Genomic DNA, 22,792 nt, shown 5'->3' with positions numbered 1-22,792 from the left:
ACCGCCGCGCTTTCCCCGCATCTCATGCGGGGAAAGCGCCCTTCAGCCGCTTCTAACGTGCCCGATCCTTACTTGCCGAAGCCGGCCTTCCGGAGCGCGTCCGCCATGGCGCCGCCGCCGGAGTTCCCGCCCCGGTCCCGGCCACCCCGATTACCGCCGCCCTGGCGCTGACCGCCACCGCCCTGACGCTGACCGCCCTGGCCGCGGTCACGACCGCCGCCGCCCTGCTCGCGAGCGGGTTTGCCGGGCTCGTCGTCCAGGCGCAGCGTCAGCGAGATCCGCTTGCGCGGCACGTCGACTTCCAGCACCTTCACCTTGACGATGTCGCCCGGCTTCACGACCTCACGCGGGTCCTTGACGAAGTTCTTCGACAGCGCCGAGACGTGCGCGAGCCCGTCCTGGTGCACGCCGACGTCGATGAACGCGCCGAACGCGGCCACGTTCGTCACGACCCCTTCCAGGCGCATGCCCGGCTTGAGGTCGCCGATCTTGTCGACGCCCTCGGCGAAGGTCGCGGTCTTGAACGCCGGACGCGGGTCGCGGCCCGGCTTGTCGAGCTCGGCGAGGATGTCGGTGACCGTCGGCAGACCGAAGGTGTCGTCGACGAACTCGGACGGCTTCAGCGCCTGCAGCGTCCGCGTGTTGCCGATCAGCGCACGGATGTCCGTGCCGGTCGAGGACAGGATCCGCCGCACCACCGGATAGGCCTCCGGGTGCACCGAGGACGAGTCGAGCGGGTCGTCGCCGTCCGGGATCCGGAGGAAGCCCGCGCACTGCTCGAAGGCCTTGGGGCCGAGCCGTGCGACCTCCTTGAGCCCGGTCCGCGTCTTGAACGGGCCGTTCTCGTCGCGGTGCGCCACGATGTTCTCCGCCAGCGTCGTCGTGATGCCCGAGACGCGGGTCAGCAGCGGCGCCGACGCGGTGTTGACGTCCACGCCGACCGCGTTCACGCAGTCTTCGACCACCGCGTCGAGCGAACGCGACAGCGAGATCTCCGACAGATCGTGCTGGTACTGCCCGACACCGATCGACTTCGGGTCGATCTTCACCAGTTCCGCCAGCGGGTCCTGCAGCCGCCGCGCGATGGAGACCGCGCCGCGCAGGGAGACGTCCATGCCCGGCAGTTCCTGCGACGCGAACGCCGACGCCGAGTACACCGACGCGCCCGCCTCGGAGACGACGGCCTTGGTCAGCTTCAGTTCCGGGTGCTTCTTGATCAGCTCGCCCGCCAGCTTGTCGGTCTCGCGCGACGCGGTGCCGTTGCCGATCGAGATCAGGTCCACCTTGTGCCGCGCGCAGAGCGCGGCGAGTTCGGCGATGGACTGGTCCCACTTGTTGGCGGGCTGGTGCGGGTAGATCACGTGGGTGCCGACGACCTTGCCGGTGTCGTCGACGACGGCGACCTTGACACCGGTGCGGAAGCCCGGGTCGAGGCCCATCGTGGCGCGGGTGCCCGCCGGTGCGGCGAGCAGCAGGTCGCGCAGGTTCGCGGCGAACACGCGGACGGCGTCGTCCTCGGCCGACTGGCGCAGCCGCATCCGCAGGTCGATGCCCAGGTGCAGCAGGATCTTCGTGCGCCACGCCCAGCGGACGGTGTCGCCGAGCCACTTGTCGCCGGGACGGCCCTCGTTCGCGATGCCGAACTTGTACGCGATCCGGTTCTCGTACTCGGTCGGGCCGGTCTTGGGCTCGTCCGAGGGCTCCTCGGACTCCATCGACAGGTCGAGGATTTCTTCCTTTTCACCGCGCAGCATCGCGAGGATCCGGTGCGAGGGGAGCTTGGTGTACGGCTCGGAGAACTCGAAGTAGTCGGAGAACTTCGCGCCTTCTTCGGCCTTGCCGTCGCGGACCTTCGAGGCCAGACGGCCTTCGGTCCACATCTTCTCGCGCAGCTCACCGATCAGGTCGGCGTCCTCGGCGAAACGTTCGACGAGGATCGCGCGGGCGCCGTCCAGCGCGGCCTGCGCGTCCGCGACACCCTTGTCGGCGTCGACGAACACCGCGGCGGCGGCCTGCGGGTCGGTGTTCGGATCGTTCAGCAGCCCGTCGGCGAGCGGCTCCAGACCGGCCTCGCGGGCGATCATCGCCTTCGTCCGCCGCTTGGGCTTGTACGGCAGGTAGATGTCTTCGAGGCGGGACTTGGTGTCCGCCGCCATGATCGACGCTTCGAGCGCCTCGTCCAGCTTGCCCTGGCTGCGGATCGACTCCAGCACCGCGACCCGGCGCTCGGCGAGTTCCCGCAGGTAACGGAGGCGTTCTTCGAGCGTGCGCAGCTGGGCGTCGTCCAGCATCCCGGTGACCTCTTTGCGGTACCGGGCGATGAACGGCACGGTCGATCCGCCGTCCAGCAGGTCGACGGCCGCCTTGACCTGCCCCTCGCGCACGCCGAGTTCTTCGGCGATCTTCTGCTCGACTGTCTGCAGGCCCTGCACGCTCACTCCCACGCTCCTGAATCCGCCCTCGGGTGCTCTCGGACCCTGCATTCTGCCGCTTCCGCCGAGCCGACTTTCGTATGGCCTCCCCTAACCGAACCCTTGACAGTTGTATTGGTCTGTACCATTTTGATGTGGCCGACATCACCCGTTCGTGGAGGCCAGTAGTGAAAGTCAAGCCGAAACACGCGTTCCTCGCCCTGCTGTCGTCACTGGCCGTGTGCCTGGGGGTGACTTTCGCGGTCTCGGGTAGCGCCTCGGCCGCCAACATCCTGACCAACCCGGGCTTCGAGCTCGGGACCACGAGTGGCTGGACCTGCTCCGGCACGTCCTCGGTGGTCAGCACGCCGGTCCACTCGGGCACCCGCGCGCTCAGCGCCACCCCCGCCGGGCAGGACAACGCCCGCTGTTCGCAGAGCGTGTCCGTCAAGGCCAACACCGCGTACACGCTGTCGGCCTGGGTGCAGGGCAGTTACACCTACCTCGGCGTCACGGGCACCGGAACGGGTGACAAGAACACCTGGACCCCGGGCGGCGCCAGCTGGTCCCAGCTGTCGCTGAACTTCACCACCGGCGCGTCCACCACCAGCGTCGAGATCTACCTGCACGGCTGGTACGGCCAGCCCGCGTACTTCGCCGACGACGTCAACCTGGACGGCCCCGGCGGCTCGCCGACCACGACGCCGACCACGACCACGTCGTCGCCCACCACCAGCACCTCGCCGACCACGTCGAACCCGCCGACCACCACGACGACGACGAACCCGAACCCGGGCGACCTGCCGAAGCACGTGATCACCGGCTACTGGCAGAACTTCTACAACGGTGCGAAGGCGCTCAAGCTCGCCGACGTCCCGACGAAGTACAACATCATCGCGGTGTCCTTCGCCGACGCGACGACCACGCCGGGCGCGGTCACCTTCACCCTCGACTCGGGTCTGTCGAGCCAGCTCGGCGGCTACACCGACGCGCAGTTCAAGGCCGACATCAAGACCGCGCAGGGGCGCGGGCAGAAGGTCATCCTGTCCGTCGGCGGCGAGAAGGGCACGATCCGCGTCGACTCCTCGGCCGCGGCGACGAACTTCGCCAACAGCATGAAGTCGCTCATCGCGACCTACGGCTTCGACGGCGTCGACATCGACCTCGAGAACGGCGTCAACGCGACCTACATGGCGCAGGCGCTGCGGGCCATCCACGCGGGCGGCGGCACGGTCATCACCATGGCGCCGCAGACGATCGACATGCAGAGCACCGGCGCGGAGTACTTCAAGCTGGCGCTGAGCGTCAAGGACATCCTGACGATCGTCAACATGCAGTACTACAACAGCGGCGCGATGCTCGGCTGCGACCAGAAGGTCTACTCGCAGGGCACCGTCGACTTCCTCACCGGGCTGGCCTGCATCCAGCTCCAGGGCGGCCTGCGGCCCGACCAGGTCGGTCTCGGCCTGCCCGCCTCCGGCTCGGCCGCCGGCGGTGGCTACCAGGCGCCCGGCAACACGGTCAACGCGCTGAACTGCCTCGCGAAGGGCACGAACTGCGGTTCGTTCAAGCCGTCGACGACGTACCCGACGATCCGGGGCGCGATGACCTGGTCGATCAACTGGGACGCCTCGCAGGGCTACTCCTGGTCGAACACGGTGAGCGCGGGCCTGGCAGGCCTCCCGTGATGATCGCCTAGACCGGGGCGGGTGCCGGCGTCGCGCGGGCGACGGCACCCGCCCTTTCCACGGACCTCCGACGTGGTGCTCCACGGACGAGTGCGTTGCGAAAGCCACTTTCGCAACCTTCAACGTTGCGAAAGTGGCTTTCGCAACGTCGCTGACAGGTCCGGCGAGCGAACGGGCTTACCGCAAGCAGGTGACTGGTTACGGTAGTTGGCAGGGCGAACTACCGCATTCAGAGGACGAAACGCGTGGGTCAGAGCGGGGTGAGCGGGAGGCGCAGGGCACCGGGGGCGTGAGGCGGCACGACGGGCTTGAGCGGCGCGACGGGGAACAGCCGCCGGTAAGGGGAGCCCAGCGGCGGTCGCGAGTCCGCCTCACCCTTGTTGGGCCACAACGACATCGCGCGTTCCGCCTGTGCGGTGATGGTCAGCGACGGGTTCACCCCGAGGTTCGCCGAGATCGCCGACCCGTCGGCGATGTGCAGCCCCGGATACCCGTGCACCCGCTGGTACGGGTCGACGACGCCGGTCTCGGGGCGGTCGCCGATCGCGCAGCCGCCGATGAAATGCCCGGTGATCGGGATGTTCGCCAGATCCGTCCACGCGCCCTGCGCGAGCCCGCCGATTTTGTCCGCCACCCGCCGCGTGACCTCGTGCCCGGCCGGGATCCACTCGGGGTTCGGGTCGCCGACGCCCTGTTTCGTGGTCATCCGGCGGCCGAAGAGCCCACGTTTCGTGTACGTGGTCACGGAATTGTTCAGCGTCTGCATCACCAGCAGCCCGACCATCCGCTCCGACCACCGCCGCGGGTTGTGCAGCCGGACGAGGTGCCGCCGGTTCCGCCACAGCTCGCGCGCGCCCAGTGCCCACCGGCGTTTGCCGGGCTCGGCGTCGACGAGGACCGTCGTCAGCAGGCCCATGAAGTTGCTGCCCTTGCCGTAGCGCACCGGCTCGACGTGCGTGACCGCGTCGGGATGGATCGACGACGTGATCGCGACGCCGCGCGTGAAGTCCGTGTCCTTCCGCAGCGACCGCGCGGCGAGCACGGCCTCGGAGTTCGTCCTGGCGAGCAAACCCAGACGCGGCGACAGTCCCGGCAGCGTTCCGGAGTCCTTCAAGGAATGCAGAAGCCGTTGCGTGCCCAGGGAAGCGGCGGCGAACACGACCTGCTCGGCGGTGAAGGTCCGCTTGCCCTTGCGGGCCCACCGTCCTGTCCGGACGGTGTCCACCGCGTATCCGCCGTCGATCGGCCGGACCGACACCGCGGTGGTCAGCGGATGGACCTCCGCGCCCGCCTTCTCCGCCAGGTACAGATAGTTCTTGACGGTCGTGTTCTTCGCGCCGACGCGGCAGCCGGTCATGCATTCGCCGCAGTGCGTGCACGGTTTCCGTCGCGGTCCTTCGCCGCCGAAGAACGGGTCGACGTCGCGCTTGCCGAAGTGGACGCCGACCGGCGTCGGCCGGTAGGTGTCCGCGATGCCCATGTCCTCGGCGACCTCGCGCAGCACCCGGTCGGCCGGGGTGACCAGCGGGTTCTCCGTCACGCCCAGCATCCGCTTCGCCTGGTCGTAATGCGGGGCGAGCTCGGCCTTCCAGTCGGTGATGTGCGCCCACTGCGGGTCTTCGTAGAAGGTGTCCGGGGGTTCGTAGAGCGTGTTCGCGTAGACGAGCGAACCGCCGCCGACGCCCGCGCCGCTCAGCACGAAGGTGTTCTTCAGCAGGGTCAGCCGCTGGATGCCGTAGCAGCCCAGTTTCGGGGCCCACAAGTACTTCCGCAGCCGCCAGGAGGTCTTCGCGAACTCGTCGTCGGCGAACCGGCGGCCGGTCTCCAGCACACCGACGCGGTACCCCTTCTCGGTGAGCCGCAACGCGGTCACGCTGCCGCCGAAACCCGAGCCGATCACCAGCACGTCGTAGTTCATCGCGGTCCCGCCGTCCGGTAGTCGCCGAGGTCGAGCGTCTTCGTCCGGCGGTCGTACTCGGTCACCAGACCCGGCCAGTTCGTGCTCACGCGGCCGTTCTCCTGGCGGTACCAGCTGGCGCAGGCCGCCCAGACGCTACGGCCGAGCCGGCGCTGGACCTCCTCGTCGTAGCGCTGCTCGACCTCGGGGACGACGTCCATATAGGACACTTCGGGGCGGCTCAGGTGCTCGACGGCCTGGCGGATGTAGCGGGCCTGCCGTTCGATCATGTAGATGATGGAGCCCGCGCCCAGGTTCGTGTTGGGCCCGTAGACGCAGAACAGGTTCGGGAATCCGGGCACAGTCATGCCGAGGTACGCCCGCGCGCCGCCCTTCCACGCGTCGGACAGCGCCCGGCCGCCGAGCCCCTCCACCTTGAGCTCGCCGAGGAAGTCGGTCGCCGCGAACCCGGTCCCGTAGACGATGACGTCGGCTTCGTGCTCGACGCCGTCTTCGGTGAGCACCCCGGACGGCGTGATCGCGCTGATGCGCCGGGTCTCCACGGCGACGTTGTGCTGCGCTAGCGCGGGCAGGTACTCGTTGGTGAACAGGATCCGCTTGCAGCCCAGCGGGTAGTCCGGGGTGAGCTTCTCGCGCAGCGTCCGGTCCTTGATGTGACGGCGGCGCAGCTGGGCGGTGCGCAGTTCGAAGACCTTGGCCAGCAACGGATGTTTGGTCATCGCGTAGGTCGCGTACTCGGCGAGGAGGAAGATCCGGAGCCTGCCGAGCAGCTGCGTTGCCGGGAGGTGCCGGAACAGCCGCTGCTGCCAGCGCCGGTAGCTGGTGTCCCGTTTGGCCATGATGTACGGCGCGGTGCGCTGGAACACCGTCAGTTCGCCCGCCTGGCGCTGGAGTTCGGGCACGAACTGGATCGCGCTCGCGCCGGTGCCGATCACCGCGACCTTCTTGCCGCGCAGGTCGGCGCCGTGATCCCAGCGCGCGGAGTGGAAGCTGGTGCCCTGGAAGGTCTCCTGGCCGGGGATGTCCGGCTGGACCGGCCGCGAGAGCTGGCCGACGGCGGGGACGAAGACGCCTCCTTCGAACGTTTCGCCGCCTGCGGTCTCGACCCGCCAGAGCCCGCGTTCCTCGTCGAAGGAGGCGCCGGTGACACGCGTGCCGAAGCGGATGTGCGGTTCGAGCCCGTAGCGGCGCACTACGCGTTTGAGGTACTCGTGGATGGCTGGTTGCAGCGAAAACCGCTTGGGCCAGTCGGGATTGGGCTCGTAGGAGAACGAGTAGAGCGGCGACGGGATGTCGCAGCCCGCGCCGGGGTACGTGTTCTCCCTCCAGACGCCGCCGGGTTCGTCGGCGCTCTCCAGGATGGTGAAGTCGTCGAACCCGGCGCGTTTGAGCTCGATCGCCGTCCCGACGCCGCCGAAGCCCGTTCCCACGATCAGCACGCTCGTCTTGCCCATGGTGATCGAAGCTACGCAGCGGTCACCCGGCTAGGAAGTACACGACCGGCCACTCAATCGAGATTTCCGGCCACGACCTCCACCGAGTGCGACTCGGCCTTGGGGTGCGCCCAGGTCAGGAGCCGGTGGGCGGAGCTTTCCAGGGTGTCGAGATCGCGTTTCGGGACGCGCTCGAACGGCGTGATCACCACCGACGCGGCCTTCTTCACCGTCTTGATCTCCCAGAAGCCTTTCACCGACCCGTCGACCAGGATGGTGCCCTTGACCAGGCCGTTCTGGGTGATGACGACCTTGCGGTACTCGTCGCTGATCACCCGTGTGCGGTCGGCGTAGGACAGGACGGTCTGGTCGAACGGACCCAGCAGCCGGGCGGGCGCGGGCGTGTCCGGATCCGGGCGCGAGGCATCGGGCAGGTCGAAGAGCTCGCGTCCGTTCTCGTCCCGGAACGTCCGCAGTTCCGGCCGCAGCCGCTCGGCGACATCGCCGAGCTTCGTGATCCCGGCCCACGCCTGCGCGTCCTGCACGCTGGCCGGCCCGAACGCGGCCAGATAGCGCTTGAACATCGCTTCGGGGGACGGCGACTCGTCCGGTTCGGCGCCGAGCCAGTCGCCGGTGGTCTGATACGTCGGCTGCCCCGATTTGCCCCAGACGCCGCGCGGCGGGATCTGCACCAGCGGCAGCAGCGCCCGCGCGACGTGCACCAGCGACGACGGCGCCGCGCCTTCCCAGTGCTTCGCGAGTTCCGCGCCGAGCCCGGCCGACGACAGCGGCCGCTCGCCGAGCAGTTTGCGGGCGGTACGGGCGATCTCCTGGTGGTCGAGATCCTTGATGTCGGGGCCGAACTGGGTGTTGCCGGTCACCGAGCGGTCGTAGAGGGGTTGCACGATCGGCCGCCACGCCAGCGCGTCCGACGGTGTCACCAGGTGCACCGTGCCGCGCATGAGCGCGATCCGCACGACACTCTTGTCCAGCAGCAGGTTCGCCAGGTCTTCCTGGCGGAAACCGTGCAGCCGCGTCCACAGCGCGAAGTACGGCGGGTTCGGGGCCTGCGCCTGCAACCCGGCGAGATGCTCGACCGCTTCCAATGCGGACATCTTCGAACGCCGGAGCAGCAGTTGCCGGTCCAGCATGGCGCGGTTCAGCGCGCGCCTGCTCAACGTGTCGGACATGCCGCTCACCCTAAACGGGATCAAGGACAGTTACGGTCCTCAATGCGCCGATCGTTGCCAGGGGATCCATAATCCCGGCCATGGAACTACCGCCGCCGGTGATCCGCGACTGGGACTACCCGCGCGGGACGGCGAGCATCGTGCTCATGGCCCGCTTCGCCGCCGAGAACGGCGTCGCCGGACTGGAGTCCTACGAACACGCTCCGATCGACGGCCAGGTCGACGCACGCCAGGAACTCGCGGTGGTCCGAAGCCTGGTTCGCGGGCTCGGCGGCGGGGACGACGTCGCGCTGAGGCTGAGCAGGCGGTACCGCGTGAGTGCCTTCGGTATCTTCGGCTTCGCGTGCATCAGCAGCCCGACGCTGGGGGACGCGATGCGCTTCGCCCTGCGGTACCTGGACTTGAGTTTCACCTTCTGCATCCCGCACGTGACCGTCGAGGCCGGACGGCTCGCGCTGACCATGGACGACGGCCGCGTACCGGGCGACGTCGCCCGCTTCCTGGTGCTGCGCGATCTCGGCGCGATCCACACCGTCATGCGCGACATCCTGCCGGACATCTCGTTGCGCTCATTGTCTTTCCGGCATGACAAACCATCCACTGTGGACGAGTATGTGCGGACCTTCGGGCTCGCGCCGTCGTTCTCCGCGCCCTCGCACCTCGCCACCCTGGACCCGCTCTTCCTCGACAAACCGTTGCCGCAGGCCAATGACCAGACGGTCGCGGTCTGCGCCGCGCAATGCGATCTGCTGGTGTCGCGGAAACGCGAGCGCTCCGGGATCGCCCAGCAGGTCCGGGAACGGCTGGTGCGGCTCGGCGGTGTCGACGCCGGAATGGAGGAGGTCGCGCGGCGGCTCGCGCTCAGCCCGCGCACGCTGCGACGGCGCCTGTTCGAGGCGGGGACCGGCTATCGCGCGCTGCTGGACGAGGTTCGTCAGGCCCTCGCGGAGGAGATGCTGGACACCGGCGCGCTCAGCGTGGAGGACGTCGCGCTGCGGCTGGGTTACGCCGAGGCATCGAGCTTCATCTACGCCTTCAAACGCTGGAAGGGGATGACGCCGGCGGCCTACGCCCGGCGGAACGCGTTGCGAGCACGGCCGGGTAGGTGACCCGCAGCAGGTGCAGGATCGAATCGGTGAGGAAGACGCGCAGCTCGTCCCGGTCGAGCGTGCCGCGGACCAGCCACTCGCGTGACGCCGCCCGCAGCATCCCGCCATACGAACGGATCATCGCGCGAAGCTCTTCGCGACCCTCCGTGACGTCGCTCATCAACGCGGCCGCGAGCACCCGGTCGGCGGCGATCTCGTCACCCTCCAGCATGATCCGCTCGACGTCCGGATCCCGGCCGACGGCCTCCGTGCCGATCGCCGTCAGCCACGCCTGCTCGTTGCGTTCGACGACCTCGATCCAGTGCCGGACGCTGATCGCGAGCCGCTCCTCGGAGGTGGTGTCGGGCAGGTTCTCGATCACCGGCGCCGGGACGATCATCATCTGCCGGACGACTTCCAGGTACAGCTCGCGTTTGCCGCCGAAGTAGTGGTTGATCAGCGGCCTCGCCACCCCGGCCGCCTTCGCGATGTCCGAGGTCGAGACCGAGGCGTACGTGCCCTCGCCGAACAGCCGCCGGGCCGCCGCCAGGATCTCGGCGCGCCGGGCGGCCGGTTCGAGGCGGCGCCGACCTGAGAGAACGGGCGTCTCCGGATCGGTGCTCATGGGCCGAGCGTAACTGTTTCAGGTGGCCGCCTGTCGTTACTCATTCGGAACGACCTGGCCGGTAACTCCGAGAGCCTTCGAACCGACGTTCGGGGCGGGGGTACCGGGTGTCATGGGTAGGGACGAATGGCCAGTGCTGAACGTGATCCGGTTCGCCGTGCCGGACGGTGGGTCAGTGTCCGGTTGCAGCATCGTGACGTCCGGATCCAGGGCGACACCGGGGACGAATGCGTCTCCTACGCGGGGATAGTGATCACCAGTTTCGAGAACGGGGCCGAGGTCGGCGAACGCTGGATCCCGCTCGGGGGCGATCCGTCGGAGGCGGACGACGAGCAGCTCATCCAGCAGTTGCGTGACGCGCTGATCTGGCAGGCGCGACGACCGCCCAAGGCGGCGGGGGAGTAGCTAAGCCCGCAGGCCGTCGAAGGCGATCTTGCACACCGCGTCCGCCAGCTCCGTCCCCGCCGAGCCCCGTCGCGGCCGGTACCACTCGATCAGCGAGTTCACCATGCCGTACAGCAGCCGCGCGGTGACCGCGGGATCGATGTCGGGCCGCACGTCGCCCTCGGTTTCGGCCTGTTTCACCAGTTCCGTCACCAGCCGGTCGAATTCGCGCCGCCGCGCCAGTGCCGCCCGTTCGATCTTGGTGTTGCCGCGCACCCGCAGCAGCAGCGTCACGAACGGCAGCTGCTCGACCAGGACGAGGACACTGCCCCGCACCAGGTGTTCCAGCTTCTCGATCGCCCTGCCCTCGAAGGATTCCGTCTCGGCGGCGACGGCGAACAGGCCGTTCAGCGCGCGGTCGACGGCGAGCCGCAGCAGCTCCTCCTTGCTCGGCACGTGGTGGTAGATCGCGGATTTCGTGATGCCGAGCTTGCGGGAGAGGTCCTCCATGCTGGTGCCGTCGTAGCCGCGTTCGTTGAACAGCTTGACCGCGACCTGCAGCAGCGACTCGAGGTCGTACCCGGGGCGGCCCCGGCGCGCGGGGGTGCTCAAGCGCGGTCCCGTTCGTCGAGTACGCGGCGCATCTTGCCCAGCGACCGCTCCAGCGTGTCCGGGTCGACGACCTCGACGCCGACGCTCACACCGACCCCGTCCTTGACCCCGGCGATGAGCCGGGCGGCGGCCTCGGCGCGCTGCTCGGGGTTCGCGTCCGGACGCGCCTCGACGCGGACGGTCAGGTGGTCCATGCGGCCCTTCGTGGACCGGATCAGCTGGAAATGCGGCGCGAGCGCGGGGGTCACCAGCACGACTTCCTCGATCTGCGTGGGGAAGACGTTGACGCCACGCAGGATGATCATGTCATCGCTGCGCCCGGTCACCTTCTCCATCCGCCGGTAAGCCGGCCGCGCGGTGCCCGGCAGCAGCCGGGTGAGGTCGCGCGTGCGGTACCGGATGATCGGCAGCGCCTGCTTGGTGAGCGAGGTGAACAGCAGTTCGCCCTGGGCGTCGATGGGTTTCTCGGTGAACGGGTCGATCACCTCGGGGAAGAAGTGGTCCTCCCAGATGTGCAGCCCGTCCTTGGTCTCGACGCATTCCTGCGCGACGCCGGGGCCCATCACCTCGGACAGGCCGTAGATGTCGACGGCGTCGATGCCGACGCGTTCCTCGATCTCCGTGCGCATCTGCTCGGTCCACGGTTCCGCGCCGAAGATGCCGACCTTGAGCGAACTCGTCTGCGGGTCGATGCCCTGCCGTTCGAACTCGTCGAGCAGCGTCAGCATGTACGACGGGGTGACCATGATGATCTCGGGTTTGAAGTCGGTGATGATCTGCACCTGGCGCGCGGTCATGCCGCCCGACGCCGGGATCACCGTGCAGCCCAGCTTCTCCGCGCCGTAGTGCGCGCCGAGACCGCCGGTGAACAGCCCGTACCCGTAGGCGACGTGGACCTTGTCGCCCGGCCGCCCGCCCGCCGCGCGGATCGATCGCGCCATCACCGTCGCCCAGGTGTCGATGTCCTCGGACGTGTAGCCGACGACGGTCGGCTTCCCGGTCGTGCCGCTGGACGCGTGGATGCGGCTGACCTGCGACTCGGGGACGGCGAACATGCCGAACGGGTAGTTGTCGCGAAGATCCTGCTTGGTGGTGAAGGGGAACTTCGCCAGGTCTTCAAGCGCCTTGCAGTCGTTCGGGTGGACGCCTGCCTCGTCGAACTTCCGGGTGTAGAACGGCACGTTGTCGTAGGCGTGCCGCAGCGTCCACCGGAGGCGGGTCAGCTGCAACGCCTTCAGTTCGTCGATGGTCAGGTTCTCGGCTTCGTCGCTGAAGGCGCTCATGATCATGCTTTCTGGATGGTGCGGCTGCGGCCGCGGAATTCGGCGACGACTTCCGGACCGTCGGGGGTCTCCCGGTGCACGGTGACGTCGTAGATGCCGTTGCGGCCGTAGCGGGTCCGCTCGGTGGCGGTGGCGATGAGGTGGTCGCCGAGTTTGCCGGCGGCGACGAACGAGATTTCCGCGCCGGACGCGACCGTCACCGGGCCGTGCCGTCCCGAGGTACTTCCTCCCGCCGAGGGCGCGTGGACAGAGTTGCAGGCGCAGGCGAAGGTCGTGTCGGCCAGCAGGAAGACGTAGCCGCCGTGGGCGATGTCGTGGCCGTTGACCATCGTCTCGGTGATCCGCATCGTGGCGACGGCGTGCCCTTCGGCGGCCTCGACCAGTTCGATGCCCAGCGCGTTGGACGCCTGGTCGTCGGCGAACATCGTGTGCGCGGCGTTAGTCAAGCCAGACCACCTAGATACTGACCGAATGGACGGTTGTTAAAGGGTGTCGCCAGTAAAGGCGTGTTTTCGGGTGGATGTCAAGGGTCCACCGCCATCAGGGGGTTTGCAAGTGCCGGGTCACGGGCTACAGTCAATTACTGAACGGACGGTCTGTAAATCCACCACGCGAAGGGTCGCCCCATGGCATTGCTGCGCAGCTACGTCTCCGGCGGATGGCACACGGCGGAAGCTGACGGAGTACCGCTGCACGACGCCTCGACGGGCGAGGAGGTCGCCCGGGTCTCCTCGGACGGCATCGACTTCGCCGCCGCGCTGGACTACGGCCGCCGCACCGGCGGCCCCGCGCTGCGCGAGCTGACCTTCCACCAGCGTGCCGCGCTACTGAAGGCCCTCGCCTCCCACCTGCGTGAACACCGCGAGGAGCTGTACGCGCTCTCGGCCAGGACGGGCGCCACCAAGGGTGACTCGATGGTCGACATCGACGGCGGCATCGGCGTGCTGTTCGCCTACTCCAGCAAGGGCAAGCGCGAACTGCCGAACGACACCGTCTACGTCGACGGCAACGTCGAGCCGCTGAGCAAGGGCGGCACTTTCGTCGCCCAGCACATCGCCGTCCCGCTGCGCGGTGTCGCCGTCCAGATCAACGCCTTCAACTTCCCCGTCTGGGGCCCGCTGGAGAAGTTCGCGCCCGCGTTCCTCGCCGGGGTGCCGAGCCTGATCAAGCCGGCCAGCCAGACCGCGTACCTCACCGCGCGGCTGGTCGAGATCATCGTCGAGTCCGGCATCCTGCCCGAGGGCTCGCTCCAGTTCGTCGCGGGCAGCGTCGGTGACCTGCTCGACCACGTCACCGCGCAGGACCTCGTCTCGTTCACCGGTTCCGCGTCCACCGCGCAGAAGCTGCGCACGCACCCCGCGATCGTGCGCAACTCGGTCCGGTTCAACGCCGAGGCCGACTCGCTGAACCTGTCGATCCTCGGCCCGGACGCCCGGCCCGGCACCACCGAGTTCGACCTCTTCGTCAAGCAGCTCACCACCGAGATGACGGTCAAGGCGGGCCAGAAGTGCACCGCCATCCGCCGCGCCTTCGTGCCCGCGGACCTGCTGGACGCCGTCGCCGAGGCCGCGAGCGCGCGGCTGGCGAAGACCACCGTCGGCAACCCCGCCGCCGAGGGCGTCCGGATGGGCGCGCTGGCCAGCCTGGAGCAGCGTGAGGAGGTCCGGCGGTCGCTCAAGGCGCTGCTGGACGTCGGCACGGTCGTCTTCGGCGACCCGGAGCAGGTCGACGTCGTCGGCGCGGACGCCGAGCGGGGCGCCTTCATCTCGCCGGTGCTGCTGAAGGCGGACCCGGAGCGTTCCGAGCCGCACGAGGTCGAGGCGTTCGGCCCGGTGTCGACGCTGTTGCCCTACACCTCGACCGAGCAGGTCATCGAGCTCGCCGCCCGCGGTGGCGGCAGCCTCGTCGGCTCCGTCGTTTCCGCCGACAAGGACTTCGTGCGCGAGGTCGTGCTCGGTGTCGCGCCGTACCACGGCCGCCTGCTGGTGCTCGACGCCGAAGACGCCAAGGAGTCGACGGGCCACGGTTCGCCGATGCCGCAGCTGGTCCACGGTGGCCCCGGCCGCGCCGGCGGCGGCGAAGAGATGGGCGGCGTCCGCGGCGTCCTGCACCACATGCAGCGCACCGCGGTCCAGGGTTCGCCCGCGGTGCTGAGCACCGTCACCGGACGCTGGGTCACCGGCGCGCCGAGGACCGAGAGCGACGTCCACCCGTTCCGGAAGTCCTTGGCGGAGCTGAAGATCGGTGACTCCGTCGTCGCCGGGCCGCGCGAGGTCCTCCAGTCCGACGTCGACCACTTCGCCGAGTTCACCGGCGACACCTTCTACGCCCACACGGACCCCGAGGCCGCGGCGGCGAACCCGCTGTTCGGCGGGATCGTGGCGCACGGCTACCTCGTGGTCTCCTTCGCCGCCGGGCTGTTCGTCTCCCCGGAACCCGGCCCGGTGCTGGCGAACTACGGCCTGGAGAACCTGCGGTTCCTCACCCCGGTCAAGGTGGGCGACACCCTCACGGTGACCTTGACCGCCAAGCAGATCACCCCGCGCATCGACCAGGAGTACGGCGAAGTCCGCTGGGACGCCGACGTCACCAACGCCGACGGCGACTCGGTCGCCAAGTACGACGTCCTGACCCTGGTGGCGAAGGAGCAGTCATGACCGCGACCTTGCCGGAAGAAGACCTCGAAAAGCACTTCGAGGCGACCATCGAACGCGACCAGCGCATCGAGCCCCGCGACTGGGTGCCCGAGGGCTACCGCAAGACGATGATCCGCCAGATCGCGCAGCACGCGCATTCGGAGATCATCGGCATGCAGCCCGAGGGCAACTGGATCACCCGCGCGCCTTCGTTGCGGCGCAAGGCGATCCTGCTCGCCAAGGTGCAGGACGAGGCCGGGCACGGGCTGTACCTGTACTCGGCGGCCGCCACGCTCGGCGCCGACCGCGCGGACCTGACCGACAAGCTGATCAACGGCAGGCAGAAGTACTCGTCGATCTTCAACTACCCGACGCTGACCTTCGCCGACGTCGGCGTGGTCGGCTGGCTGGTCGACGGCGCGGCGATCTGCAACCAGGTCCCGTTGTGCCGCAGCTCCTACGGGCCGTACGCCCGCGCGATGATCCGCATCTGCAAGGAGGAGTCCTTCCATCAGAGGCAGGGCTTCGAGCTGCTGATGACCATGATGCGTGGCACCGAAAAGCAGCGCGAAATGGTGCAGGAGGCGGTGAACCGCTGGTGGTGGCCGTCGCTGATGATGTTCGGTCCGCCGGACGCGGATTCACCGAACACCGCGCAGTCGATGGCGTGGAAGGTCAAACGCCACACCAACGACGAACTGCGGCAACGTTTTGTCGACATGTCCATTCCGCAGGCGGAGGCGCTGGGCGTCACCTTCCCGGACCCGGACCTGAAGTGGAACGCCGAACGCGGGCACTACGACTTCGGCGCGGTCGACTGGGACGAGTTCAAGAACGTGTTGAAGGGCAACGGCCCCTGCAACGCCCAGCGCGTCGCGCACCGGCGGCGGGCACAGGAAGACGGCGCGTGGGTGCGGGAAGCCGCGGCCGCCCACGCCGCGAAGAAGGGTGCCTCGGCATGAAACACGACTGGCCGCTGTACGAGGTGTTCGTCCGGGGCAAGCGCGGGCTGAACCACGTCCACGTGGGTTCGCTGCACGCGGCGGACGACGACATGGCGCTGCACCACGCGCGGGATCTGTACACCCGCCGCAACGAAGGCGTGTCGATCTGGGTCGTGCGCGCGTCCGACATCACCGCGTCCTCGCCGGACGAGAAGGACCCGTTCTTCGCGCCCAGCGGCGACAAGGTGTACCGGCACCCGACGTTCTACGACATCCCCGACAACGTCCCCCACATCTGACATGAGCTTCGACAACGCCTACGAGGCGATCACCGAGGAGAATGACTCCCGCTGGGCCTTCGGCACCGGGTTCGAGGATCCGCTGTCCGGTGTGGACACCACTGTCCCGTCCGGTGTGGACGGTGCGCGCCTGGCGGCCTACTGCCTCATGCTCGGCGACGACGCGCTGATCTTCTCGCACCGGCTCCAGGAGTGGTGCACGAACGCGCCCGAACTCGAGGACGAGGTCGCGATCGCCAACATCGCGCTCGACCTGCTCGGGCAGGCACGGTTGCTGCTGGCCCGCGCGGGCAAGGCCGACGGCAGTGAGCGCACCGAGGATTCCTACGCCTTCTTCCGGAGCGAGCAGGAGTACCGCAACGTCCGGCTCGCCGAACTCGAAGGCGGGCACTTCGGGCATCTGATCGCGCGGCTGCTCGTGTTCTCGATCTGGCGGCTGGCGCTCTTGCAGCGCTTGCAGACCAGTGTGGACCCGGTGCTGGCGGCGATCGCGGACAAGGGTGTCAAGGAAGTCGCCTACCACCGCGACTACGCCGCCCAGTGGGCCGTCCGGCTCGGTGACGGCACCGAGCTGTCCCATGAGCGCATGCAGGAAGGCCTGGACGCTGTTTGGCCTTACGTGGGCGAGCTTTTCGCCGCGCACGAGGTCGAGTTCGTCGAGTCGCCGTCGCTGCGGCCGGAGTTCGACGCGATCCTCGACCAGGTGCTGGCCGTCGCTCACCTGACCCGCCCCGAGACCGGCGCGCTCGCCGGGGTCTCCGGCCGGATGGGCCGCGACGGCGTGCACACCGAGCGGATGGGCTTTCTGCTGGCGACCTTGCAGAGCGTCGCCAGGGAACATCCGGACGCGACATGGTGACCGCGTACGCCGTGGCGGCCACGGTCACCGACCCGGAACTGCCGATGCTCACCCTCGCCGACCTCGGCGTGCTGCGAGAAGTGTCCGAAGAGGACGGCCGGGTGGTCGTGGCGATCACGCCGACCTACACCGGCTGCCCGGCGATGGACACCATGCGCGATGACCTCGTGCACGCGCTCACCGGTGCGGGCTACGGCGACGTCGAGGTCCGCACGGTGCTGCAACCGGCGTGGTCCACGGACTGGATCACCGAAGACGGCAAACGGAAACTGGCCGAGGCCGGGATCGCGCCGCCGGGCGCCGCGCCGCGGCGGACCGGGCCGATCCCGCTCACATTGAGCCCGCCGGTGTCTTCGGTCCGCTGCCCGCATTGTGGTTCCGCGGACACCGAAGAGCAGTCCCGGTTCAGCGCGACGGCGTGCAAGGCCCTGCGCCGCTGCCGGTTCTGTCTCGAACCGTTCGAACACGTCAAGGAGATCTAGTGACAGCGACCCTCCGCCGCACGGGTTTCCACACCCTGAAGGTGTCCGACGTCCAGCGCCTGTGCGACGACGCCGTCGCCGTGACCTTCGACGTCCCTGAAGACCTCGCCGAGACCTTCCGGTTCAAGGCAGGTCAGTCGCTGACCCTGCGCCGCGAGGTCGACGGCCGCGACGAGCGCCGCTCGTACTCGATCTGCGCGCCCGCCGGCGCGAAGCCGCGGGTCGGCGTTCGCGAGGTGCCGGGTGGACTGTTCTCGTCTTGGCTGGTGCGCGAGGTGAAGCCCGGCGACGAGATCGAGGTCGCGCCGCCCACCGGCAGCTTCAGCCCCGATCTCGAAGCGGCCGGGCACCATGTGCTGATCGCGGCCGGGTCCGGGATCACGCCGGTATTGTCGATCGCGTCCTCGCTGCTCGGCGACTCCGACGCCACGGTGACCGTGCTCTACGGCAACCGCCGCACGGACACCGTCATGTTCGCCGACGACCTCGCGGACCTGAAGGACCGCTACCCCGCGCGGCTCGAACTCGTCCACGTCCTCTCCCGTGAGCCGCGCGAGGCCGAACTGTTCACCGGACGGCTCGACGTGGAGAAGCTGCGGCGGCTGTGCACCGTGCTCATCCCGGTCGGGGACGTCGCGCACTGGTGGCTGTGCGGCCCGTTCGACATGGTGACCGGCGCGCAGGAACTGCTGCGGTCCCTGGACGTTCCCGACGAGCGTGTCCACCAGGAACTGTTCTATGTGGACACTCCGCCGGAACCGGTGCACCATGTCGACCCCGCCGTCGTGGGTTCGTCCAGCGAGGTCACGCTGGTCCTCGACGGCCGGTCGACGACGATGACCCTGCCGCGGAACTCCTCGCTGCTCGACGGCGCGCAGAAGTACCGCCCGGATCTGCCGTTCGCCTGCAAGGGCGGCGTGTGCGGGACCTGTCGGGCGAAGATCTGCGACGGCAAGGTGGACATGCGGCGCAACTTCGCCCTGGAGAAGGCCGAGGTCGACGCCGGTTTCGTGCTCACCTGTCAGTCGGTGCCGGTGTCCGACGAGGTGACCGTGGACTTCGACGCCTGACTCAGGTGAGGCAGGCGCGGATCGCTTCGGCGTAGACCCCGCCCGCGAGCCGGAAGTTCTCCTCGCCGTGGTGGCTGAACCGCTCCAAGGAAACCCCGCTGTTCACTTCCAGCACGAGGTAGCTCCCGTCGACGGTGATGATGTCGACCGTGGCGAAGCGCAGGGACAACGCGTCCACCGCGCTTCGCCCCAAGGTCGCCAGCCGCTGGTTCACCCGATGATCCCCGCACACTTCGGGTACCGCGCCGAAATGCAGGTTGTGCCGCCATTCCCGGCTGTCCGGCGGCCGTACCTTGCGATAGGCGAGCAGCAGTTCGCCGTCCAGGAGAACGGCCCGGAACTCGTCCTCGACGTCGAGGAGGGGAGACCAGGCCAGCGCTCGGTAGCGCGGCGAGAGCGAGGAGACCAGGGCCTCCAGTTCGCCTTCCGTGTGGACGCGGTGGACGTCGCGACCGCCGCTCTCGGCGTTCGGCTTGAGGACGACGGGGAGTTCGACCGGCCAGTCGACCGATCGGTTGCCTCGCCAGGCCGGCCTTAGCAGGGACTGGTGGAGGCAGGGAACACCGCCCGATCGCAGGAGCGTGGAACTCGCCGCCTTGTCGTCGGCGATCTTGGCGGCCGCGACGTTGTTGAGGGGAAAGGAATAGCCGAGGACCAGCGCGCGGCCCGCGTCGCGGCGGATCTCCGCCAGCCAGTGGTCCGCGTGCCAGGCGATCGTCCCGCCCGCTCCGGCGACGGCGTTCTCGAGGTGACGGACGAAGTGTCGATCGGCGAGGCCCGACCTGGGCGGGTCGGCGTCGATCACGGTGCTGGGGCTGGTCACGGATTCCCTCAAATCGGCGGGTGATGGTTCGGTGGTCGGGCTTAGTAGCTCAAGCTCGCGCGGATGTCCAGCCAGGCGACGATCACCGTCGCGAGGATGGCGGTGGCGATCGCCAGGAGTCCGCGCACCAGGCTGGACAACGTGGGCGCGAACAGGGCGAGCAACTGACTCAGTGAGGCTATCCCGAGGAAGAAGGTCACTCCGTACCTGGCGATCCGCTGCTGCAGCAACCGCCGCACGCTGGGCCGGACCAGGACCGGCCGGTTCAGGAATTCGCCACGATCCGTCGGGAGGCCGAGTTCGGTCCGGCATTCGCGATCCAGGTGGACGTGGTCGAAGCCGGGGTAGTCGCGGGTCTGGTCGGCTCGTTTCTCGGAAGTGTAGGCGCGGAGCTTGATCTTCTTGACGGAGAGATGCCCCGATCCGTCTCGCCACGCGTTGAGGATCTCGACGTGTTCACCCTCCTTGATGCCCAGCAACGCGAGGCTGCGTTCGTGGAGTACGCAGATCCTCTTCTCGCTGTCGATCCAGTTCGTCTGGTGCACGAGAAGGGTGAGGCTGCGCGGCCTGACCAGGTCGACCCTGTTGCGCATTCCGCTGAGCGGATGTATCCCCACCGTGTAGCCGTAGCAGTTCTGCCCGATCATGCCCAAGGCGTGGCGAAGGTTCTGGTCGATCTCGCAGGAGCGCTCGGCGACCTCCTCGGTGATGTCCAGCGCGGCGACGGTGACGCGACCGTCGAACTCGACGGTGACCAGCCTGCTCTTCACCTTCCCCAGGGTGCGCGGATGGACGCGGACGAGGTAGTGCCCTCCCGGCCTGTTCCGGACGTTCGTGCCGGAAACCAGCAGTCCTTCGCGGAGCGGTGGGGTGCCTGCCTCCGCCGCTCGTTTCCGCAGCCAGCGGAGGAAGACGGCGTACGCGGGAAGGCCGAGCCGGTCGGCCTGGGTGATCATGGCGGACAGATACTCCGCCGACGGGATCTGCTCGGCCTCCGAAGGCGATACGACGACGAAGGCGGTGGCCGTCCTGCTCTTCTTGTCCGCGAAGGAATAGACGGTCACCTCGACGGTGCGGTACGCGGGCTGCTTCATCAGCGCGCCCTCTTTGCGCAGTATCCCCTTCCACTCGTTTTCCGGTACGTCGTAGAGGACTCCCATGACCGTGAAACCCGGCTCGGCGACGATGTCGGCGACACCGGTCCCCGTCTTCTTCGACTTCCGGCCGAACCTGATCCTGTACTCCGGGAGCCGCGCCTTCCCGACGAAGGTCGCGGAGGGAGCCCTGCCGGTGACCGTTTCTTCCGACATGTTGCTGCCGTAGGCGAAATACAGGACCACGGACGCTCCTAGTGCGGGCAAGCCGGTACTTCACGGTCCTCTGCAAGTCGCGATCGGCGCCACCCGCGTTACCTGTTCACAGCTCCAGCCACCTGGTGACGCCGATGTCCTTCAGGAACGGCCGGTCGTGGCTCGCCACGATCAGCGCGCCCCGGTAGGCCCGCAACGCCTCGGTGAGCCGCCGCACGCTCGCCAGGTCGAGGTTGTTCGTCGGCTCGTCGAGCAACAGCAGCCGAGGTGTGGGCTCGGTCAGCAGCAGGGTCGCCAGCGCCGCCCGGAACCGTTCCCCGCCGGACAGCGACGCCACCTCGCGGTCGGCCGTCGTTCCCCGGAACAGGAACCGGGCCAGCCGCGCGCGGATCTCGTTGTCCGTGAGCGACGGCGCGACCAGGCGCACGTTGTCCACAATGGACAGCGTGTCGTCGAGGATGTCGAGCCGCTGGGGGAGCAGCCTGGCGGGGACGAACAGCTCCGCTTCGCCCGACTTCGGCGGGAGTTCGCCGGTGATCGTCCGCAGCAGGGTGGTCTTCCCCGACCCGTTCGGGCCGACGAGCGCGATCCGTTCGGGGCCCATGACGTGCAGGTTCACCGGCGGGCCGAACCGGGGCACGGCGTCGATCCGGAGCACGTCGGTTCCGCGCGGGACCGTGGTTTCCGGGAGTTCGACGCGGATCTCGGCGTCCTCACGCACCAGGTCCTCGGCGGCCTTCAGCGCTTCGACGGCGTCGTCCAGCCTGCCGGCGTGCAGGTTCCGGTGCTTGCCCGCGGCGATCTGCGCGTCCTCCTGGCGTTTGCGCATCCGCACCTTGGGTTCCCGCTTCTGGTCCCACATCTTCTGGCCGTACCGGGCCCGCCGGGCGAGTTTGATCCCGGCTTCGATCAGCTCCCGTTTCTGGCGCTTGACGTCGGATTCCGCGGCGCGCAGGTGCCGCCGCGCGGCCTCCTGGGCGACTTCGACGGCGTGTTCGTAAGCCGCGAGGTCGCCGCCGTACAGGGTGACCTCGTGGTCCCGGACCTCGGCGATCCGGTCGACCAGCCGGAGCAGCTCGCGATCGTGGGAGACGACCACGAGGATCCCGCCCCAGGCCGCCACCTCGCGGTGCACGAGTTCGCGTGCCCGCAGGTCGAGGTTGTTCGTCGGCTCGTCGAGCAGCAGCGCGGCGGGACGGCGCAGGAGCAGGGCCGCCAGCCCGAGCAGCGTGAGTTCGCCGCCGGACAGCTCGCCCGCACGCTGGTCCAGCCGGACGGCGTCCAGGCCGAGCCGGTCGAGGATCGCGCGAGTGCGTTCCTCGACGTCCCAGTTGTCGCCGATGGTGGCGAAGTGCTCCTCGGTGGCCGTGCCGCTCTCGACGGCCTTGATCGCCGCGCGGACCGCGGTGACGCCCAGGACGTCGTCGACCCGGCGATCGGTGTCGAGGACGAGGTTCTGGGGCAGGTAGCCGAGTTCGCCGGGCGCGGTCACCGAGCCCGTGGTGGCTCGCAGTCGTCCGGCGAGCAGCCTGAGCAGCGTGGACTTGCCGGATCCGTTGGTGCCGACCAGGCCGGTGCGGCCCGTGCCGATGGTGAGCGAGAGGCGCTCGAACACCGGAACGCCGTCCGGCCAGGTGAAGGAGACGTCGGAAAGCGTCAAGGAAGAAGACATGAGACTCCCTGCGAAGGAGGTGGGATGAGGGCGCAGGTTCGTCTCACAAGATCATCGGGCCACCC

At 68.7% G+C, this 22,792-nt stretch carries 20 protein-coding genes; 9 read left to right on the top strand and 11 right to left on the bottom strand.

Annotated features, from left to right (window positions below; all coding sequences use genetic code 11):
• Nucleotides 1–68: 68 nt before the first annotated feature.
• On the bottom strand, nucleotides 69–2,438 hold the full coding sequence (locus tag B0293_RS34895; protein WP_005168059.1) for a Tex family protein: 2,370 nt from the start codon (nucleotides 2,436–2,438) through the stop codon (nucleotides 69–71).
• 161 nt (nucleotides 2,439–2,599) lie between these two features.
• Between B0293_RS34895 and B0293_RS34890 the strand changes: the two genes are divergently transcribed.
• Nucleotides 2,600–4,099 carry a chitinase gene (locus B0293_RS34890; RefSeq protein ID WP_005168061.1) on the top strand — a complete coding sequence of 500 codons (1,500 nt, stop codon included), beginning with the start codon at nucleotides 2,600–2,602 and terminating at the stop codon, nucleotides 4,097–4,099.
• A gap of 250 nt (nucleotides 4,100–4,349) precedes the next feature.
• On the opposite strand, the gene B0293_RS34885 is transcribed toward B0293_RS34890, so the two are convergent.
• The 3 genes from B0293_RS34885 to B0293_RS34875 are packed head-to-tail and all read right to left on the bottom strand — an operon-like array spanning nucleotide 4,350 to nucleotide 8,640.
• On the bottom strand, nucleotides 4,350–6,017 hold the full coding sequence (locus B0293_RS34885) for a GMC oxidoreductase (protein WP_005168062.1): 1,668 nt from the start codon (nucleotides 6,015–6,017) through the stop codon (nucleotides 4,350–4,352).
• On the bottom strand, nucleotides 6,014–7,471 hold the full coding sequence (locus B0293_RS34880; RefSeq protein ID WP_005168063.1) for a flavin-containing monooxygenase: 1,458 nt from the start codon (nucleotides 7,469–7,471) through the stop codon (nucleotides 6,014–6,016). The genes B0293_RS34885 and B0293_RS34880 overlap by 4 nt, the downstream gene beginning before the upstream one ends.
• Before the next feature lie 53 nt (nucleotides 7,472–7,524).
• Nucleotides 7,525–8,640, bottom strand: coding sequence for a winged helix DNA-binding domain-containing protein (locus B0293_RS34875; protein ID WP_005168065.1), 1,116 nt, complete (start codon nucleotides 8,638–8,640; stop codon nucleotides 7,525–7,527).
• A gap of 80 nt (nucleotides 8,641–8,720) precedes the next feature.
• Between B0293_RS34875 and B0293_RS34870 the strand changes: the two genes are divergently transcribed.
• Entirely contained in the window at nucleotides 8,721–9,749 is a 1,029-nt protein-coding gene (locus B0293_RS34870) for an AraC family transcriptional regulator (RefSeq protein ID WP_005168067.1), read from the top strand.
• On the opposite strand, the gene B0293_RS34865 is transcribed toward B0293_RS34870, so the two are convergent.
• The gene (locus tag B0293_RS34865; RefSeq protein ID WP_039920004.1) at nucleotides 9,676–10,353 is read right to left on the bottom strand and encodes a TetR/AcrR family transcriptional regulator; all 678 of its coding nucleotides are present in this window, start codon (nucleotides 10,351–10,353) and stop codon (nucleotides 9,676–9,678) included. The genes B0293_RS34870 and B0293_RS34865 overlap by 74 nt on opposite strands.
• A 126-nt stretch (nucleotides 10,354–10,479) precedes the next feature.
• Here B0293_RS34865 and B0293_RS34860 point away from each other — a divergent pair, with 126 nt between their 5' ends.
• Nucleotides 10,480–10,758, top strand: coding sequence for a hypothetical protein (locus B0293_RS34860; protein ID WP_005168069.1), 279 nt, complete (start codon nucleotides 10,480–10,482; stop codon nucleotides 10,756–10,758).
• On the opposite strand, the gene B0293_RS34855 is transcribed toward B0293_RS34860, so the two are convergent.
• Genes B0293_RS34855 through B0293_RS34845 form a run of 3 tightly spaced genes read right to left on the bottom strand, consistent with a single transcriptional unit; the run spans nucleotide 10,759 to nucleotide 13,057 of the window.
• The gene (locus B0293_RS34855; protein WP_005168070.1) at nucleotides 10,759–11,349 is read right to left on the bottom strand and encodes a TetR/AcrR family transcriptional regulator; all 591 of its coding nucleotides are present in this window, start codon (nucleotides 11,347–11,349) and stop codon (nucleotides 10,759–10,761) included.
• Nucleotides 11,346–12,638 (bottom strand): phenylacetate--CoA ligase PaaK, encoded by a 1,293-nt coding sequence (paaK, locus tag B0293_RS34850; RefSeq protein WP_005168072.1) that lies wholly within the window; start codon nucleotides 12,636–12,638, stop codon nucleotides 11,346–11,348. The genes B0293_RS34855 and paaK overlap by 4 nt, the downstream gene beginning before the upstream one ends.
• Nucleotides 12,635–13,057 carry a hotdog fold thioesterase gene (locus tag B0293_RS34845; RefSeq protein WP_039920007.1) on the bottom strand — a complete coding sequence of 141 codons (423 nt, stop codon included), beginning with the start codon at nucleotides 13,055–13,057 and terminating at the stop codon, nucleotides 12,635–12,637. The genes paaK and B0293_RS34845 overlap by 4 nt, the downstream gene beginning before the upstream one ends.
• 201 nt (nucleotides 13,058–13,258) lie before the next feature.
• On the opposite strand from B0293_RS34845, the gene paaZ reads away from it, so the two are divergent.
• Genes paaZ through paaE form a run of 6 tightly spaced genes read left to right on the top strand, consistent with a single transcriptional unit; the run spans nucleotide 13,259 to nucleotide 18,922 of the window.
• Nucleotides 13,259–15,289 carry a phenylacetic acid degradation bifunctional protein PaaZ gene (gene paaZ, locus B0293_RS34840; RefSeq protein ID WP_005168076.1) on the top strand — a complete coding sequence of 677 codons (2,031 nt, stop codon included), beginning with the start codon at nucleotides 13,259–13,261 and terminating at the stop codon, nucleotides 15,287–15,289.
• Entirely contained in the window at nucleotides 15,286–16,230 is a 945-nt protein-coding gene (paaA, locus tag B0293_RS34835; protein ID WP_005168078.1) for a 1,2-phenylacetyl-CoA epoxidase subunit PaaA, read from the top strand. The genes paaZ and paaA overlap by 4 nt, the downstream gene beginning before the upstream one ends.
• Entirely contained in the window at nucleotides 16,227–16,511 is a 285-nt protein-coding gene (paaB, locus tag B0293_RS34830; RefSeq protein WP_005168080.1) for a 1,2-phenylacetyl-CoA epoxidase subunit PaaB, read from the top strand. The genes paaA and paaB overlap by 4 nt, the downstream gene beginning before the upstream one ends.
• A 1-nt stretch (nucleotide 16,512) precedes the next feature.
• Nucleotides 16,513–17,370 (top strand): 1,2-phenylacetyl-CoA epoxidase subunit PaaC, encoded by an 858-nt coding sequence (gene paaC / locus B0293_RS34825; protein ID WP_005168082.1) that lies wholly within the window; start codon nucleotides 16,513–16,515, stop codon nucleotides 17,368–17,370.
• A complete protein-coding gene (gene paaD / locus B0293_RS34820) occupies nucleotides 17,364–17,852 on the top strand; it encodes a 1,2-phenylacetyl-CoA epoxidase subunit PaaD (protein WP_005168083.1) in 489 nt (162 codons plus the stop codon). Before paaC ends, paaD begins: the two co-directional genes overlap by 7 nt.
• Nucleotides 17,852–18,922 carry a 1,2-phenylacetyl-CoA epoxidase subunit PaaE gene (gene paaE / locus B0293_RS34815; RefSeq protein ID WP_005168085.1) on the top strand — a complete coding sequence of 357 codons (1,071 nt, stop codon included), beginning with the start codon at nucleotides 17,852–17,854 and terminating at the stop codon, nucleotides 18,920–18,922. Before paaD ends, paaE begins: the two co-directional genes overlap by 1 nt.
• Before the next feature lies 1 nt (nucleotide 18,923).
• Here the strand turns inward: paaE and B0293_RS34810 are convergent, their stop codons facing one another.
• The 3 genes from B0293_RS34810 to B0293_RS34800 all read right to left on the bottom strand — a co-directional run bounded on the left by B0293_RS34810 (nucleotide 18,924) and on the right by B0293_RS34800 (nucleotide 22,727).
• Nucleotides 18,924–19,745, bottom strand: coding sequence for an ATP-grasp domain-containing protein (locus B0293_RS34810; RefSeq protein WP_005168087.1), 822 nt, complete (start codon nucleotides 19,743–19,745; stop codon nucleotides 18,924–18,926).
• A 41-nt stretch (nucleotides 19,746–19,786) separates the two neighbouring features.
• A complete protein-coding gene (locus B0293_RS44465; RefSeq protein ID WP_005168090.1) occupies nucleotides 19,787–21,085 on the bottom strand; it encodes a gamma-glutamylcyclotransferase family protein in 1,299 nt (432 codons plus the stop codon).
• 76 nt (nucleotides 21,086–21,161) lie between these two features.
• On the bottom strand, nucleotides 21,162–22,727 hold the full coding sequence (locus B0293_RS34800) for an ATP-binding cassette domain-containing protein (RefSeq protein WP_005168092.1): 1,566 nt from the start codon (nucleotides 22,725–22,727) through the stop codon (nucleotides 21,162–21,164).
• Nucleotides 22,728–22,792: the final 65 nt, after the last annotated feature.

Origin of the sequence: Amycolatopsis azurea DSM 43854 (genome assembly GCF_001995215.1) — a bacterium.
Lineage (GTDB): Bacteria > Actinomycetota > Actinomycetes > Mycobacteriales > Pseudonocardiaceae > Amycolatopsis > Amycolatopsis azurea.
The sequence above is the reverse complement of the archived record's forward strand: the minus strand, read 5'-3'. Positions and strand labels throughout refer to the sequence as shown.